The sequence below is a fragment of the Streptomyces sp. NPDC111656 genome, assembly GCF_055656965.1.
Genome location: NZ_JBVKCA010000009.1, coordinates 90,856 through 105,059 on the forward strand (window position 1 = coordinate 90,856; position 14,204 = coordinate 105,059).

Genomic DNA, 14,204 nt, shown 5'->3' on the forward strand with positions numbered 1-14,204 from the left:
GAACTCATCGGTGTGGGTCCTTACTTGACGCCGAGACCGGCGTCGGCGACCGTGCTCTCGCCCGCGGCCCCCAGGACCTTGTTCAGGAGCGTGAGGTCGTAGATCCCGTTCAGGTCCGGCTTCTCCAGCAGGCCCGCCTTGACCGCGTGCTCCGCCTCGGTGTTGAGGGTGGCGGCCAGCGGGTCATTGGTGATCTGGATGGACTTCCAGGCCGGGTCGAGCACCTTCGCCGGGAGCTCCTTGCCGGAGTCGACCTTCAGCTGGGCGTTGGCCGCCGCCTTCGCCTGGTCGGGGTTGGCGTTGATCCACTTGTTGGTGTCGACCGAGCCCGTCAGCACGGCCTCGACGACCTTCGGGTGCTCCTTGAGGAACTTCTGCGACACGATGATGTTCGTGATCACGAACTTCTTGTCGGGCCACAGCGAGGCCTCGTCGAGCAGGACCTTGCCGCCCTCGGCGACCAGCTTGGACGCGGTCGGCTCCGGCACCCAGGCGCCGTCGATGGAGCCGGACTTGTAGGCGTCCGGGGTGATCTTGTTGTCCGTTCGGACGACCGAGACGTCGCCCTTGCCGCTCTGCGCGTCGACCTTCCAGCCCTGGTCCGCGATCCAGTTGAGGAACGCCACGTCCTGCGTGTTGCCGAGCTGCGGGGTCGCGATCTTCTTGCCCTTGACGTCCTTCAGGGACTTGATCTTCTTCGGGTTCACCACGAGCTTCACGCCACCGGACGTCGAACCGCCGATGATGCGCAGGCTCTTGCCCTGGGACTTGGTGAAGCCGTTGATCGCGGGCGACGGGCCGATCCAACCGATGTCGATCGAGCCCGAGTTGAGCGCCTCGATCTCGGAGGGGCCCGCGTTGAAGATGGAGTACTCCGCCTTCGTGCCGCCCAGCGCCTTCTGGAAGAGGCCTTCCTGGCGGCCGACCAGCGCGGTCGCGTGCGTGAGGTTGCCGAAGTAGCCGATCTTCACGGTGTCGAGGCCGTCGATCTTCGAGGATCCGGCGGCGACCTTCTCCTTGGAGGAGGAGTCGCTCTTCGACTCGGAGCCGTAGCTGCAGGCGGCGAGCGCGAGCAGGGGGAGTGCGACGGCGGCGGCTATGCCACGGCGTACAAGGTTCGAGCGGATGGCAGGCACGGGAGGTGTTCCTCTCGTTGGCCCGGCGGTCACGTTTTCAGGTCGTGGCCGGGAGGTCGGCAGGTCTTCGTCGTCGCATCCGGGACGTCGGGTGGGGGGACAGGGCGCGCAGGCAGTGCGCGTACGTCATTGCGCACATCGCGCCACTCCGCCCTGCCCGCTGCCGAGGGCGCCGCTGCCGACGCGGCCGCCCTCCTTGGCGAACGTGGAGTAGAAGTCGGTGGACGTCATGTCAGAAGTCCCACCCGTCGTCGTCGCCCTCGTCCTTGACCGGCTGCGGCGCGGCGAACGACTCGCCGACCATGCCCGCGGTCAGCGTGGTGCCGTCCGCCGGGTCGATCAGGATGAACGCGCCGGTGCGCCGGGAGTCGGCGTACGAGTCGAGCGGAAGCGGTTCGGCGGCACGGATCTTGACGCGGCCTATGTCGTTGGCGACCAGCTGGCCCGGGTGCGGGTGCAGCGACAGGTCGTCGAGCGTCAGCCGGGACGGGATGTCCTTGACGATCGCCTTCACCGTGCGGGTGCCGTGCTTGAGCAGCACCCGGTGGCCGACGGTGAGCGGCTGGTCGGCCACGTGGCAGACGGTCGCCTCGACGTCCTGCGTGGTCGGGGGCGCGTCCTTGCTCGGCACGATCAGGTCGCCGCGCGAGACGTCGATGTCGTCCTCCAGCAGGAGGGTCACCGACTGCGGGGTCCATGCCACGTCGACCGGCTTGCCCAGCAGATCGATCCCGGCGACCTTCGTGGTGCGCCCGGAGGGCAGCACGGTCACGCTCTCGCCGACCCGGAAGCTGCCGGCGGCGATCTGACCGGCGTACCCCCGGTAGTCGGGGTACTCGGCGGTCTGCGGGCGGATCACGTACTGCACGGGCAGACGGGCGTGGCAGTGCCCCAGGTCGTGGCTGACCGGGACCGTCTCCAGGTGTTCCAGGACCGTCGGGCCGCCGTACCAGTCCATGTTCGCGGAGGCGTCCACCACGTTGTCACCGGCGAGCGCCGAGATCGGGATCGCGGTGATCTCGGGAACGCCCAGCTCGGAGGCGTACGCCGTGAACTCCTCGGCGATCGCCGCGAAGACGGACTCCTTGTACTCGACGAGGTCCATCTTGTTGACGGCGAGGACCACGTGCGGGACGCGCAGCAGCGCGGCGACGGCGGCGTGCCGGCGGGTCTGCTCGATGACGCCGTTGCGGGCGTCGACGAGGACGACGGCCAGGTCGGCGGTCGAGGCGCCGGTGACCATGTTCCGGGTGTACTGCACATGCCCGGGGGTGTCGGCGAGGATGAACCGGCGGCGCGCCGTCGCGAAGTAGCGGTAGGCGACGTCGATGGTGATGCCCTGCTCGCGTTCGGCGCGCAGGCCGTCGGTGAGGAGGGCGAGGTCGGGGGTGTCTTGGCCGCGGCTCGCCGAGGCGCGCTCCACGGCCTCCAGCTGGTCCGTCAGGACCGACTTGGAGTCGTGCAGCAGTCGTCCGACCAGCGTGGACTTGCCGTCGTCGACGGAACCGGCGGTGGCGAAGCGCAGGAGCGTGGTCGCCGACAACTGCTCGACCGACAGCGGCTCGGTGGGTTCGGTGGTGCTGGTCATGTCTAGAAGTACCCCTCGCGCTTGCGGTCTTCCATCGCGGCCTCGGACATCTTGTCGTCGGCGCGGGTGGCGCCCCGCTCGGTGAGCCGGGAGGCGGCGATCTCGGTGATCACGGCGTCCAGCGTGGTCGCGTCGGAGTCGACGGCGCCCGTGCAGGACATGTCGCCGACGGTCCGGTAGCGGACGAGCCGCTTCTCGACCGTCTCGCCGTCCTTCGGGCCGCCCCACTCGCCGGCGGTCAGCCACATGTTCGACCGCTGGAAGACCTCGCGCTCGTGCGCGAAGTAGATCTCGGGCAGTTCGATGCCTTCGCGGGCGATGTACTGCCAGACGTCCAGTTCGGTCCAGTTGGACAGGGGGAAGACGCGGACGTGTTCGCCGGGGGCGTGGCGGCCGTTGTAGAGCTGCCACAGTTCGGGGCGCTGGCGTCGGGGGTCCCACTGGGAGAACTCGTCGCGCAGTGAGAACACGCGTTCTTTCGCGCGGGCCTTTTCTTCGTCGCGGCGTCCGCCGCCGAAGACGGCGTCGAAGCGCTCGGACTGGATCTTCTCGGTGAGGGGCACGGTCTGCAGGGGGTTGCGGGTGCCGTCGGGGCGTTCGCGCAGGACTCCGCGGTCGATGTAGTCCTGTACGGAGGCGATGTGCAGCCGCAGTCCGTGCTTCTCGACAGTGCGGTCGCGGTATTCGAGGACTTCGGGGAAGTTGTGTCCGGTGTCGACGTGGAGCAGGGTGAAGGGGATCGCGGCGGGGGCGAAGGCCTTCAGGGCGAGGTGCAGCATGACGATGGAGTCCTTGCCGCCGGAGAAGAGGATCACCGGCCGTTCGAACTCGCCCGCGACCTCACGGAAGATGTGGACGGCCTCCGACTCCAGGGCGTCCAGGTGCGAGAGCGCGTACGGGCTGCTGTCCGTCTCCTCGGAGACACTGGCGACGGTCGTCATGCGAGACCCCTTTCGGTGAGCAGCGCATGGAGCGCGGCCGCGGACTCCTGCACGGACTGGGTGTGCGACTCGATGCGCAGATCGGGTGACGCGGGCTCCTCGTACGGGTCGTCGACGCCGGTCAGCCCCGAGATCTCCCCCGCGGCCTGCTTGGCGTACAGCCCCTTCACATCGCGTACGGAGCAGACCTCGACCGGCGTCGCCACGTGCACCTCCAGGTACGGGGTGCCGCCGGTCTGGTGACGCCCCCGGACCGCCTCGCGGCTGTCGGCGTAGGGCGCGATCACCGGGACGAGCGCCTTGACGCCGTTGCGGGAGAGCAGCTCGGCGAGGAAGCCGATCCGCTGCACGTTCGTGTCGCGGTCCTCGCGCGAGAAACCGAGGCCCGACGAGAGGAACTCGCGGATCTCGTCGCCGTCGAGCACCTCGACACGGTGGCCCTCGGCGCGCAGCCGGCCTGCCAGCTCGTACGCGATGGTGGTCTTGCCGGCGCTCGGCAGACCCGTGAGCCAGATGGTGGCTCCGGTCGTCACTTGCTGCTCCTGGGAGATCTGGGTGGTCGTGGTCATCCGTGCAGCCCGCACTCGGTCTTGGACCGTCCCGCCCAGCGGCCGGCGCGGGCGTCCTCGCCCTCCAGCACACGGCGGGTGCAGGGCGCGCAGCCGACGGACGCGTAGCCGTCCATCAGCAGCGGGTTGGTGAGGACGCCGTGCTCGGCGACGTACGCGTCCACGTCGTCCTGCGTCCAGCGGGCGATCGGCGAGATCTTGACCTTCTGCCGCTTCTCGTCCCAGCCGACGACCGGGGTGTTCGCCCGGGTCGGGGACTCGTCGCGGCGCAGTCCGGTCGCCCAGGCGTCGTACCTGGTCAGGCCCTCTTCCAGGGGCTTGACCTTGCGCAGGGCGCAGCACAGGTCGGGGTCGCGGTCGTGCAGTTTCGGGCCGTACTCGGCGTCCTGCTCGGCGACGGTCTGACGCGGGGTGAGGGTGATGACGTTGACGTCCATCACGGCCTCGACCGCGTCCCGGGTGCCGATGGTCTCGGGGAAGTGGTAACCGGTGTCGAGGAACACGACGTCGACCCCCGGCTGGGCGCGGGAGGCGAGGTGGGCAACGACCGCGTCCTCCATGGAGGAGGTCACGCAGAACGTCTTGCCGAAGGTCTCGACGGCCCACTGGAGGATCTCCAGGGCCGACGCGTCCTCGAGGTCGCGCCCCGCCTGCTCGGCGAGGCGCTGCAGGTCCGCGGCCGTACGGCCTTCCCGATCTTCCCGATCCTTCTGAATCGTCGTCATGTCTCGTCCCCTCCACCTTCGTTGCGCTGAATCCCACGGGAGAGCAGCCCGAGGAACTTCAACTGGAAGGCTCGGTTGCACGCCGCGCATTCCCACGCGCCGTGGCCCTGCTCGCTCGGACGGAGGTCTTCGTCGCCGCAGTAGGGGCAGTAGAAGGGAGCCGCTCGCTCGCTCACGACAGCGACTCCTCGCTCGCACGGGCGGCCCACGTGGCGAAGCGCTCGTCGTCCTCGCGCTCCGCCTGGAAGCGCTTGAGGACCCGCTCGATGTAGTCGGGGAGTTCGTCCGAGGTGACCTTCAGGCCACGGACCTTGCGGCCGAAGCCGGCCTCCAGGCCGAGCGCGCCGCCCAGGTGCACCTGGAAGCCCTCGACCTGCTCGCCCTGGTCGTTCAGGACCAGCTGGCCCTTGAGACCGATGTCCGCGACCTGGATGCGGGCGCAGGCGTTCGGGCAGCCGTTGATGTTGATGGTGATGGGCTCTTCGAACTCGGGGATGCGGCGCTCGAGTTCGTCGATCAGGGAAGCACCGCGCGCCTTGGTCTCGACGATCGCGAGCTTGCAGTACTCGATGCCGGTGCAGGCCATGGTGCCGCGCCGGAAGGTGGATGGCCTGACGGTCAGGTCGAGGGCTTCGAGGCCCTCCACCAGCGAGTCGACCTGGTCCTCCGTCACGTCGAGCACGACCATCTTCTGCTCGACGGTGGTGCGCAGCCGGCCCGAGCCGTGCGCCGCGGCCAGCTCGGCGATCTTCGTGAGGGTGGTGCCGTCCACGCGGCCGACGCGCGGCGCAAAGCCGACGTAGAAGCGGCCGTCCTGCTGGCGGTGCACACCGACGTGGTCGCGCCAGCGGGCGACCGGCTGGTCGGGGGCCGGACCGTCGACGAGCTTCCGCTCGAGGTACTCGTCCTCCAGGATCTGGCGGAACTTCTCCACACCCCAGTCGGCGACCAGGAACTTCAGCCGGGCGCGGGTGCGCAGGCGCCGGTAGCCGTAGTCGCGGAAGATCGAGATGACGCCCTCGTAGACGTCCGGGACCTCGTCCAGCGGGACCCAGGCGCCGAGGCGCTGGCCGATCTTCGGGTTGGTGGAGAGGCCACCGCCGACCCAGAGGTCGAAGCCGGGGCCGTGCTCCGGGTGGTTCACGCCGACGAAGGCGATGTCGTTGATCTCGTGCGCCACGTCGAGCAGCGGCGAGCCGGAGATCGCGGACTTGAACTTGCGGGGCAGGTTCGAGAAGTCCTTGTTGCCGATGATCCGGCGGTGGATCTCGTCGATGGCCGGGGTGCCGTCGATGATCTCGTCCTCGGCGATGCCGGCGACGGGCGAGCCGAGGATGACGCGGGGCGTGTCACCGCAGGCCTCGGTGGTGGACAGCCCGACGGCCTCGAGCCGGTTCCAGATCTCGGGGACGTCCTCGATGCGGATCCAGTGGTACTGCACGTTCTGGCGGTCGGTGAGGTCGGCGGTGCCGCGCGCGAACTCCTGCGAGATCTCGCCGATGACGCGCAGCTGGTCGGTGGTCAGCCGGCCGCCGTCGATGCGGACGCGCAGCATGAAGTACTTGTCGTCCAGCTCCTCCGGCTCCAGGATCGCGGTCTTGCCGCCGTCGATCCCGGGCTTGCGCTGGGTGTACAGCCCCCACCAGCGCATACGTCCACGAAGGTCGTTGGGGTCGATCGAGTCGAAGCCGCGCTTCGAGTAGATCGTCTCAATGCGTGTCCGCACATTGAGACCGTCGTCGTCCTTCTTGAACTGTTCGTTTCCGTTGAGCGGGGTGAAGTGACCCACGGCCCACTGACCCTCGCCGCGGTGACGACTCACCTTGCGGCGGGGCGCGGCGGCGGGATTCTGCGGGGTGGCGGCCATGGTTGATACGTCCTTCGGGACTGCGGGACAGGAAGGAGAGCGGCTCTCGACAGCGCATATGGGCGCATACGGAAAGTACGCGCGCGTCATTGCGCAGAGAGGGGCAAAAGGGAGAATGTCGGCTGGGCCGGGGCTGTCAGCTCGCCGGACAGATGGCGCTGGACATGCGGCCGAGGTCGACGTGCCGCCGACTCACCAAGGCAATTCCAGTTCCAGACATGACGGAAGCGTGTCACGGGGATCTCGGGCCAGTCCACCGTCATCCATCATGTGGACACCCTTGTCCCGAAGGGCGAGACAAAGGTGTCGTCGGTCACACGGCTGGGCAGGAATGGACGATCCGGCGGCCCGGTGACCGCCCGAGGGGCGGCCCGCGGCAGGTCAGACCGCTCGCGCGCCCGGCCAGGGTCCGGGCGTGGCGACCTCCGGCTCCTCCTCCACCTTGGTGTCGAAGAGCTTGAAGCCGCGGCGCAGGTAGTTGTCCATCGCGTGCTCCCCGTCCTTGCTGCATGTATGCAGCCAGACACGCTTCGTCTCGGGCCGCCCCGGCCAGCGCTCCGCCAGGTCCCAGGCCCGCGCCACCCCGTACGAGAGCAGGTGCCCGCCGATCCGCCGGCCCCGGAAGGCGGGGATCAACCCGAAGTACGCGACCTCCACGACGCCGTCGTCCTGCGGGTCCAGCTCGACATAGCCCGCGGGCGTTCCCCGGTCGTAGGCGACCCAGGTCTCCCCGCCGGGGCGGTCCAGGACCTCCTGCCACTGCGCGTACGTCCAGCTCAGGCGGTCGGTCCAGCGGATGTCTCCGCCCACGGAGGCGTACAGGAAGCGGTTGAACTCGGGCGAGGGGACTTCGGAGCGCACGATCCGGACGTCGCCGTCGGGTGTGATCGCGGGGAGCAGGTCGCTCGACGCGCTCTGCTCCAGGGACCAGGTGGTCACAGTGACGTTGCTCATGAAGGCCAGGGAACCACGGGGCTGCGCCGCGCTCCAAAGTGGGCCAGATGTTTTCGCCCCCGCCGCCCCTACCCGTCCCATCCCTGGGGGCTCCGCCCCCAGAGCCCCCGGGTGTGTTCTTCGGCCGCGGGCCGGTGGGGGCCGTTCGCGCAGTTCCTCGCGCCCCTGAAGAACCCCTGCGGAGGTCCAGGGGGCGCAGCGCCCCTGGCGGGGGCTGGGGCGGAGTCCCAGAAGGATGGGACGGGTAGGGGCGGCGGGGGCGAAGAACCCCCCGGGGCTCTAGCCCAGGGACTTGTTCACCGCGGTCAACGGGACCGCGTACAGGACGCGCTCCGGTGTCGTGTCGGGGTCGGCGCCGGTGAGGGTCCACAGTTCGCCGGTCTCCTGCCAGTAGGACAGGGAGGCGGTGTGCTGGCCCCAACAAGCGTAGGACTGGTCACCGGTGCACTGGACCGCCTCGGCGGTGTGTCCGCTCTGCCGCCACAGCGTGCCGTGCCGACCACCGCTGGCGGGAGCGTGACCGACGTACCAGTCGGCCTTGCGCGCCCCGGCCGGCGTATAGGAGAGGACACCCGAGAGCCCCGCGGCCTTGGTCGTGTAGGCCTCGCGCGCATCGACCCGCCCCAGGGAGTCGCTGCCGAGCAACCCCGCCCGGCCGGCGACGGTGCTGTACGAGTACCGCCAGATCCGGGTCCGCTCCGTGCCGTCGGCCGGCGCCGCCTCGGTGGCGACCAGGCTGTCCGGCGTCGAGGTGCGGTCCAGCGACAGGGAACCGAAACAGGGGTTCGCCCGGGCCTCGCCCGAGCCGCACGTGCCGCCCGCCGGGCTGTACGAGCCGACGGCCGGCAGCACGTACCGGTAGCCGTCCGCGGAGTAGCCGCCCCGCACCCTGCCGATCGCCCCGCTGTCCACGCCCGCCTTCAGGAGGTGGTGCAGGTCGAAGACGAGCAAGGAGTCGTCCTGCCCCGCGCCGTTCTGCGCGGTGACGATCAGCTTGCCCTGGTACCAGACCATGCCGCCCAGCCGGGAACGGACCGCGCCGAAGTCCCTGCCGCCGTCGCGCGGCGCGACCAGCAGCACCCAGCGGTACCTGAGCGCCGCCGGGTCGCTCGCGTCGATGAAGGCGACCCGGGCCAGACCCCGGTCGGTGGCGGAGGCGCCCGCGGCCCGGTCGTCGTGGTTCCAGCCCGCCAGGATGACCCGCTGGTCGCCCCACCGGCCGTCCAGGTCGGCGTCACCGGAGGTGGTGACGGAGGCGGGCGCCCACTGCACGCTCCGCGCGTCGTCCGCGGCCCAGCAGTACGCGCGGGTGGCGACCGGTTCGAGCGGCAGCGCGGCCCGCTCGGTCCCGGAGCAGTCGGCCTCGTCGCGCATCGTGTGGTCGGCGCTCGCCAGCACGCCGGAGACCCCGACGTTCCCGCCCATGTTCCGGCTGAGCGTGCTGAGAGTGTCCCCGGCGACCAGATTCTCGTGCAGTTGGAGCCTGCTGGTCTCGGCGGTCGACGTGAGCGGCGTCAGCGCGCCCGGACTGTTGCTGCCCGTGGCCTGGGAGGTGCTGATCAGCGTGGCGGCCGCGGTGAGCGCGAGGGCGGTTCCGGCCAGGGTGGCGCGCAGCGCCTGTCCCCTTCGCCTACGACGGTGTCTGCCGCGGTGCTTCATGCGTCCTCCCGAGGAAGGCCAACTGCCCCTCATGATCAGAACATTGACGGAGAGACGGGTGGGGTGGCCTGTGGAGGGATGCTACGTCAGAGAGCCATGTGCCTGGTCGAGGACCCCGGAAGACGGTCCCGAAATACGCTCCTTGCCTCTCGCAGGGGGCATATTCGGCCGGTCGGGTGACGCGTCGGGCCCCGGTGCGGTACAAGGGGGCCCGTGTTTCCGCGCCTTGCGCACCGCCGGCGCCGTCGAGTGGGGGAGCAGGTCCCGGGGGTCCTCCGGGAGTACCAACTCGACCTCCGCGGCCTCGCAGAAACGATACGGCCGGTGTTCCAGAAAAGCCCCGAGATACCGCCGTACGCGCGACATCTCGGCCCGCACCGTCACCGTACGACCGGGGTCGTCGAACAGGTCGTCGGCGAGCCCGGAGGCGCTGCGCCCGGCGGGTCGGACGGCCAGCAGGTACAGCAACTCGGCATGGCGGGGGCTCAGTTCGTGGCACCAGGAGCCCGCTTCGGAGGAGACGGTCACCGAGGAGCGCCGCGGGTGCGCCAGGTCCAGGACGATCCGCGCGGCCCGCCGGGGCACCGGCTCGTCGGCGGCCCGCAGCAGCCAACCGCCGGGTAGCGGTTCCACCACGCACAGTCCGAGCGTCGGCAGCCAACTCCGCCCGGGAGCGAGCGCCTTGGGCAGCGCGAGCCGTCCGGTGTACGGCATCCCGGTGACCGCGGCCGTCCAGCCGTCCTGGTCCACGGCGAGGGCGCGCCCGCCGAGCCGGGCGAGCACCGGCGCCGCCACCGCGCGCAGCCCCTCCAACGAGGTCAGGTGCAGCTCGCGCAGGCGCGCCTCGGCGAGTTTGGCCACCGAGCCGACCAGGGCGAGCGTCGCCGGGTGCAGGGTGTCCAGCGGCCCGCTCACGTCCACGACGCCGATCAGACTGCCGTCGCGCGGGTCGGTGATCGGAGCGCCGGTGCAGGTCCACGAGTGGTGGGTGCGCACGAAGTGCTCGGCGGAGAAGACCTGCACGGGGCGCCGGGCGACCAGCGGGGTGCCCACACCGTTCGTACCGACCACGCCTTCGCGCCAGTCCGCCCCGAGTTCGAAGCCGAACCCGTCGGCCTTGCGCAGCACGGACGCGCTGCCCTCCCGCCACAGCACCCGGCCCTCCGCGTCCGCGACCACCATGATGTGGTGTGCGACGTCCGCGACCGTGAGCAGGCCCTCGCGCAGCACCGGCAGGACATGCCGCAGCGGTGAGGTCTGGCGCCGCCGCTCGACCTCGTCGCGGACCAGCAGCCCGGCCCGGAAGTCGTGGTCGGGGTCGACTCCGCTGCGCAGCATGCGCTCCCAGGACTGCTCGATCACCGGGCGTGGCGCGAGGCGGGCGGGCTGTCCGGAGAGCGTGGCGTCGCGCACCTCGCGCAGGACACGGGCCGCCTGGGCGGCGTCCAGGGCGGCGAGCCGCGTCACGTCGATCGGCGAGTGCGCCACGGAATCCTCCCCATCCTCCCCGGACGGACGGGCCGACGGACCGAAGGACCGACGGGTTCGGGGCACCTGTGGCCCACCACTGCCCGGCCTTTTTTCGGCCACGGTCACCCGGGCCCGTACTGACTGCTGTTCTCATAGTGCCGCGCGGCGTCGACGGAGGGACACAGTCCGGCCACAGAGGCCGGAAAAGTTGCAACCCCCTGCAACCCTGGCGAACAGCCGTACGGGGTCGGAAACTTGAGCAACGCCGCCCGTGCGGCGTTCGCGCTCCTCACAACGGGGCCAGAGAGCGGGGGTGGTGCCGTGTCGGCGCAGCACCACCCCCGCGCCCGGTGCGGAGACCGGCTCAGGAACAGCTCAGGAAGCTCCTCAGCAAACTGCTCAGGAAACCGGTCGGGCCCGTTCCACCACCGTGGCCAGATCGAGACTGTGCGGCAGGGTGCCGAAGGCCGAGCCCCAGTCGCCGCCCAGCCGTGAGGCGCAGAACGCGTCGGCGACCTCCGGGGGCGCGTACTGGACGAGCAGCGACCCCTGCAGCACCAGCGCGACCCGCTCCGCGAGCCTGCGGCCGCGACCCTCGATACCGTCCAGGTCGGCGAGTTCGCCCAGCAGGTTCTTGATCGCGCCGTCGAGCCGGTGGTCGGCGCCGCGGGCCCGGCCCACCTCCTGCAGGAACGCGTTCAGCGCCTGCGGCTCCCGCTGGATCGCGCGCAGCAGGTCGAGGGCCTGCACATTGCCCGCTCCCTCCCAGATGGAGTTGAGCGGCGACTCGCGCAGCAGCCTCGGCATGCCGGACTCCTCGACGTACCCGTTGCCGCCCAGGCACTCCAGTGCCTCCACCGCCACCGGGGTGCAGCGCTTGGTCACCCAGTACTTGGCGGCCGGCACCGCGAGCCGCAGGAAGGCCCGCTCGTCCTCGCCGCCGTCGTCGTACGCCGCCGCCAGACGCATCGCCAGCGTCGTCGCCGCCTCCGACTCCAGCGCCAGGTCCGCCAGCACGTTGCGCATCAGCGGCTTGTCGATCAGCTTGCCGCCGAAGGCCTCCCGGTAGGTGCAGTGGTGCACGGCCTGCGCCACGGCCTGCCGCATGACGGCGGCGGCGCCGAGCACACAGTCCAGCCGGGTCACCGCGACCATCTCGATGATGGTGCGCACCCCGCGCCCCTCGTCCCCGACCCGGCGCGCCCAGGTCCCGTCGAACTCGACCTCGCTCGACGCGTTCGACTTGTTGCCGAGCTTGTCCTTGAGCCGCTGGATGCGGAACACGTTGCGGGTCCCGTCCTCCAGCACCCTCGGCACCAGAAAACAGGTGAGCCCGCCCGGTGCCTGCGCCAGCACCAGGAACCCGTCCGACATCGGCGCCGAACAGAACCACTTGTGCCCGGTCAGCTCGTAGGTCCCGTCCTCGGCGAGCGGTCGCGCCTCGGTCCTGTTCGCCCGTACGTCACTGCCGCCCTGCTTCTCCGTCATGCCCATCCCGAAGAGCACACCGGCCTTCTGGGAGGCGGGCCGCAGCCCCTGGTCGTAGACGGTGGACGTGAGCAGTGGTTCCCAGAGGGCGGCGAGAGCCGGGTCGGTGCGCAGGGCGGGCACCGCCGCGTGGGTCATCGACAGCGGGCAGCCGTGGCCCGCCTCGGCCTGCGACCACACGACGAAGCCGGCCGCGCGCCTGAGGTGACCGCCGGGACGGCTCCAGGCCGCCGTCAGCCCCGCCGAGACCCCCTTGCCGAGCAGTCGGTGCCAGGCGGGATGGAAATCGACCTCGTCGATGCGGTTGCCGTAGCGGTCGTGGGTGCGCAGCTTCGGCGGGTTCTCGTTGGCCAGCACCCCCCATTCCTGTACCTGCGCGGAGCCCGTCGTGCGCCCGAGCAGCGACAGCTCCTCGCGTGCCTCGTCGAGAAGTCCTGGATCCAGGTGCCGCTCGACCGCCTCCACGAGGGCCCGGTCGGCGGCAAAGACGTCATATCCGACCAGGGGCGGAGCCTGGTTGGTCACGGTGTGGGTGCTGGCTGCCATACGGATACGGTAAGGACGTGCACCAGGCAAAAGAAACACCTGAACGGTCTCCCGTGGGCCGCTTTCACCGCGCTCGCGCGCTGTACAGGAACGTGTCGAAGCGCAGGACCGCCTGGCTGTTGCTCAAGGACACCGTCAACTCCTGCATGGAGTACCGGATCCTGGGGCTGGCGGCCGAGGCCGCCTTCTTCACACTCCTGTCCGTGCCGCCCCTGCTGCTGAGCATGATCGGACTGCTCGGCTACGTGGACGACTGGACCGGCGCGCACTCGATCGCGAGCCTGGAGTCCAACATCCTGGAGGCATCCCGCACGGTCCTCACGGACAAGGGCGTCCACCAGATCGCCGAACCGATCCTTCACGACGTGATGAAGGGCGGCCGGCCCGACATCATCTCCCTCGGCTTCCTCTTCGCCCTGTGGTCGGGCTCGCGCGCGGTGAACGTCTTCGTCGACACCATCACCGTGATGTACGGCCTCGACGGCACCCGGGGGATCGTGGCGACCCGCGTGATGTCGTTCCTGCTGTTCATCGTGGCGCTGCTGATCGGCTCGATCGCGCTGCCGCTGATGGTCGCGGGCCCGGACGCGGTGGTGCAGATCGTGCCGTGGTCGGCGACGCTCGTACAGGTCCTGTACTGGCCTGTCGTCATCGTGCTCTCGGTCGTCTTCCTGACCACGCTGTACCACGTGTCGGTGCCCGTGCGCTCACCCTGGGTGGAGGACGTGCCCGGCGCCCTGGTCGCCCTCGCCATGTGGGTCTTCGGGAGCTTCCTGCTCCGTATCTACCTGACGAGCACGGTCGAGGGCCCGACGATCTACGGCTCACTCGCCGCCCCCGTGGCCGTCCTGCTGTGGATCGGTGTGTCCGCGTTCGCCGTCCTCGTCGGCGCCGCCGTCAACGCGGCCATCGACCGGGTCTGGCCGGCCGCCGCCACGGCCGCGGCCCGCGCCGCGAACGAGCGCCTGCGCCAGGAGCAGGCCGCCGAGTACGTCGCCCGCGCCGCCGCCCACCGCGCCGCCGACCCCGATCCCGACGACCCGGACATGCCCTCCGAGTTCCCGGAACGCTGGTCCCGCTTCCTCCCCCCGGAGGATGTGACCTCCCGCCTCCGCACCCACGTCAAGAGCTCCCACCACCCCCGCAAGAGCAACGACGACGACCACTGCGCGGACGAGTAGGACGGGAGGCGGGGCGAACCCCCCGCCCGAGGGGCGCGGGGAACTGCGCGCCCAGCCACCGACCCGCACCCGAAGAACGC

The 14,204-nt window shown here is 70.4% G+C and carries 13 protein-coding genes; 1 reads left to right on the top strand and 12 read right to left on the bottom strand.

The features are described from left to right. Nucleotides 1-20 precede the first annotated feature (20 nt). The 12 genes from ACZ7M3_RS26305 to ACZ7M3_RS26360 form a co-directional block, all read right to left on the bottom strand. Nucleotides 21-1,136 carry an aliphatic sulfonate ABC transporter substrate-binding protein gene (locus ACZ7M3_RS26305; RefSeq protein WP_472066072.1) on the bottom strand — a complete coding sequence of 372 codons (1,116 nt, stop codon included), beginning with the start codon at nucleotides 1,134-1,136 and terminating at the stop codon, nucleotides 21-23. Nucleotides 1,137-1,368: 232 nt separating this feature from the next. Next, nucleotides 1,369-2,724: a sulfate adenylyltransferase subunit 1 gene (locus ACZ7M3_RS26310; protein ID WP_472066074.1), complete on the bottom strand. Its 1,356-nt coding sequence runs from the start codon at nucleotides 2,722-2,724 to the stop codon at nucleotides 1,369-1,371. Between the two features lie 2 nt (nucleotides 2,725-2,726). Then, nucleotides 2,727-3,665, bottom strand: coding sequence for a sulfate adenylyltransferase subunit CysD (gene cysD / locus ACZ7M3_RS26315; RefSeq protein WP_355422233.1), 939 nt, complete (start codon nucleotides 3,663-3,665; stop codon nucleotides 2,727-2,729). Further along, nucleotides 3,662-4,234, bottom strand: coding sequence for an adenylyl-sulfate kinase (gene cysC / locus ACZ7M3_RS26320; RefSeq protein WP_402038271.1), 573 nt, complete (start codon nucleotides 4,232-4,234; stop codon nucleotides 3,662-3,664). Before cysC ends, cysD begins: the two co-directional genes overlap by 4 nt. Further along, on the bottom strand, nucleotides 4,231-4,959 hold the full coding sequence (locus ACZ7M3_RS26325) for a phosphoadenylyl-sulfate reductase (protein ID WP_472066076.1): 729 nt from the start codon (nucleotides 4,957-4,959) through the stop codon (nucleotides 4,231-4,233). The genes cysC and ACZ7M3_RS26325 overlap by 4 nt, the downstream gene beginning before the upstream one ends. Then, the gene (locus tag ACZ7M3_RS26330) at nucleotides 4,956-5,135 is read right to left on the bottom strand and encodes a hypothetical protein (RefSeq protein ID WP_452965255.1); all 180 of its coding nucleotides are present in this window, start codon (nucleotides 5,133-5,135) and stop codon (nucleotides 4,956-4,958) included. The genes ACZ7M3_RS26325 and ACZ7M3_RS26330 overlap by 4 nt, the downstream gene beginning before the upstream one ends. Continuing rightward, on the bottom strand, nucleotides 5,132-6,826 hold the full coding sequence (locus ACZ7M3_RS26335; protein ID WP_190174467.1) for a nitrite/sulfite reductase: 1,695 nt from the start codon (nucleotides 6,824-6,826) through the stop codon (nucleotides 5,132-5,134). Before ACZ7M3_RS26335 ends, ACZ7M3_RS26330 begins: the two co-directional genes overlap by 4 nt. 136 nt (nucleotides 6,827-6,962) lie before the next feature. Beyond that, on the bottom strand, nucleotides 6,963-7,046 hold the full coding sequence (locus ACZ7M3_RS26340; RefSeq protein WP_309486338.1) for a putative leader peptide: 84 nt from the start codon (nucleotides 7,044-7,046) through the stop codon (nucleotides 6,963-6,965). 161 nt (nucleotides 7,047-7,207) lie between these two features. Further along, entirely contained in the window at nucleotides 7,208-7,780 is a 573-nt protein-coding gene (locus tag ACZ7M3_RS26345; protein ID WP_472066079.1) for a GNAT family N-acetyltransferase, read from the bottom strand. 279 nt (nucleotides 7,781-8,059) lie between these two features. Continuing rightward, a complete protein-coding gene (locus ACZ7M3_RS26350; protein ID WP_472066081.1) occupies nucleotides 8,060-9,439 on the bottom strand; it encodes a hypothetical protein in 1,380 nt (459 codons plus the stop codon). An 81-nt stretch (nucleotides 9,440-9,520) separates the two neighbouring features. Further along, entirely contained in the window at nucleotides 9,521-10,927 is a 1,407-nt protein-coding gene (locus tag ACZ7M3_RS26355) for a GAF domain-containing protein (protein WP_472066083.1), read from the bottom strand. Nucleotides 10,928-11,308: 381 nt separating this feature from the next. Continuing rightward, entirely contained in the window at nucleotides 11,309-12,943 is a 1,635-nt protein-coding gene (locus tag ACZ7M3_RS26360) for an acyl-CoA dehydrogenase family protein (protein WP_472066085.1), read from the bottom strand. Between the two features lie 17 nt (nucleotides 12,944-12,960). Between ACZ7M3_RS26360 and ACZ7M3_RS26365 the strand changes: the two genes are divergently transcribed. Then, nucleotides 12,961-14,124 carry a YihY/virulence factor BrkB family protein gene (locus ACZ7M3_RS26365; RefSeq protein WP_351313356.1) on the top strand — a complete coding sequence of 388 codons (1,164 nt, stop codon included), beginning with the start codon at nucleotides 12,961-12,963 and terminating at the stop codon, nucleotides 14,122-14,124. The last annotated feature ends 80 nt before the right edge of the window (nucleotides 14,125-14,204 follow it).

What these genes read in the sequence shown, in the direction of transcription:
- ACZ7M3_RS26345 (WP_472066079.1), bottom strand. Translation starts at nt 7,780, where the DNA reads ATGAGCAACGTCACTGTGACCACCTGGTCCCTGGAGCAGAGCGCGTCG.
- cysC (WP_402038271.1), bottom strand. Translation starts at nt 4,234, where the DNA reads ATGACCACGACCACCCAGATCTCCCAGGAGCAGCAAGTGACGACCGGA.
- ACZ7M3_RS26350 (WP_472066081.1), bottom strand. Translation starts at nt 9,439, where the DNA reads ATGAAGCACCGCGGCAGACACCGTCGTAGGCGAAGGGGACAGGCGCTG.
- cysD (WP_355422233.1), bottom strand. Translation starts at nt 3,665, where the DNA reads ATGACGACCGTCGCCAGTGTCTCCGAGGAGACGGACAGCAGCCCGTAC.
- ACZ7M3_RS26325 (WP_472066076.1), bottom strand. Translation starts at nt 4,959, where the DNA reads ATGACGACGATTCAGAAGGATCGGGAAGATCGGGAAGGCCGTACGGCC.
- ACZ7M3_RS26335 (WP_190174467.1), bottom strand. Translation starts at nt 6,826, where the DNA reads ATGGCCGCCACCCCGCAGAATCCCGCCGCCGCGCCCCGCCGCAAGGTG.
- ACZ7M3_RS26340 (WP_309486338.1), bottom strand. Translation starts at nt 7,046, where the DNA reads ATGTCTGGAACTGGAATTGCCTTGGTGAGTCGGCGGCACGTCGACCTC.
- ACZ7M3_RS26360 (WP_472066085.1), bottom strand. Translation starts at nt 12,943, where the DNA reads ATGGCAGCCAGCACCCACACCGTGACCAACCAGGCTCCGCCCCTGGTC.
- ACZ7M3_RS26310 (WP_472066074.1), bottom strand. Translation starts at nt 2,724, where the DNA reads ATGACCAGCACCACCGAACCCACCGAGCCGCTGTCGGTCGAGCAGTTG.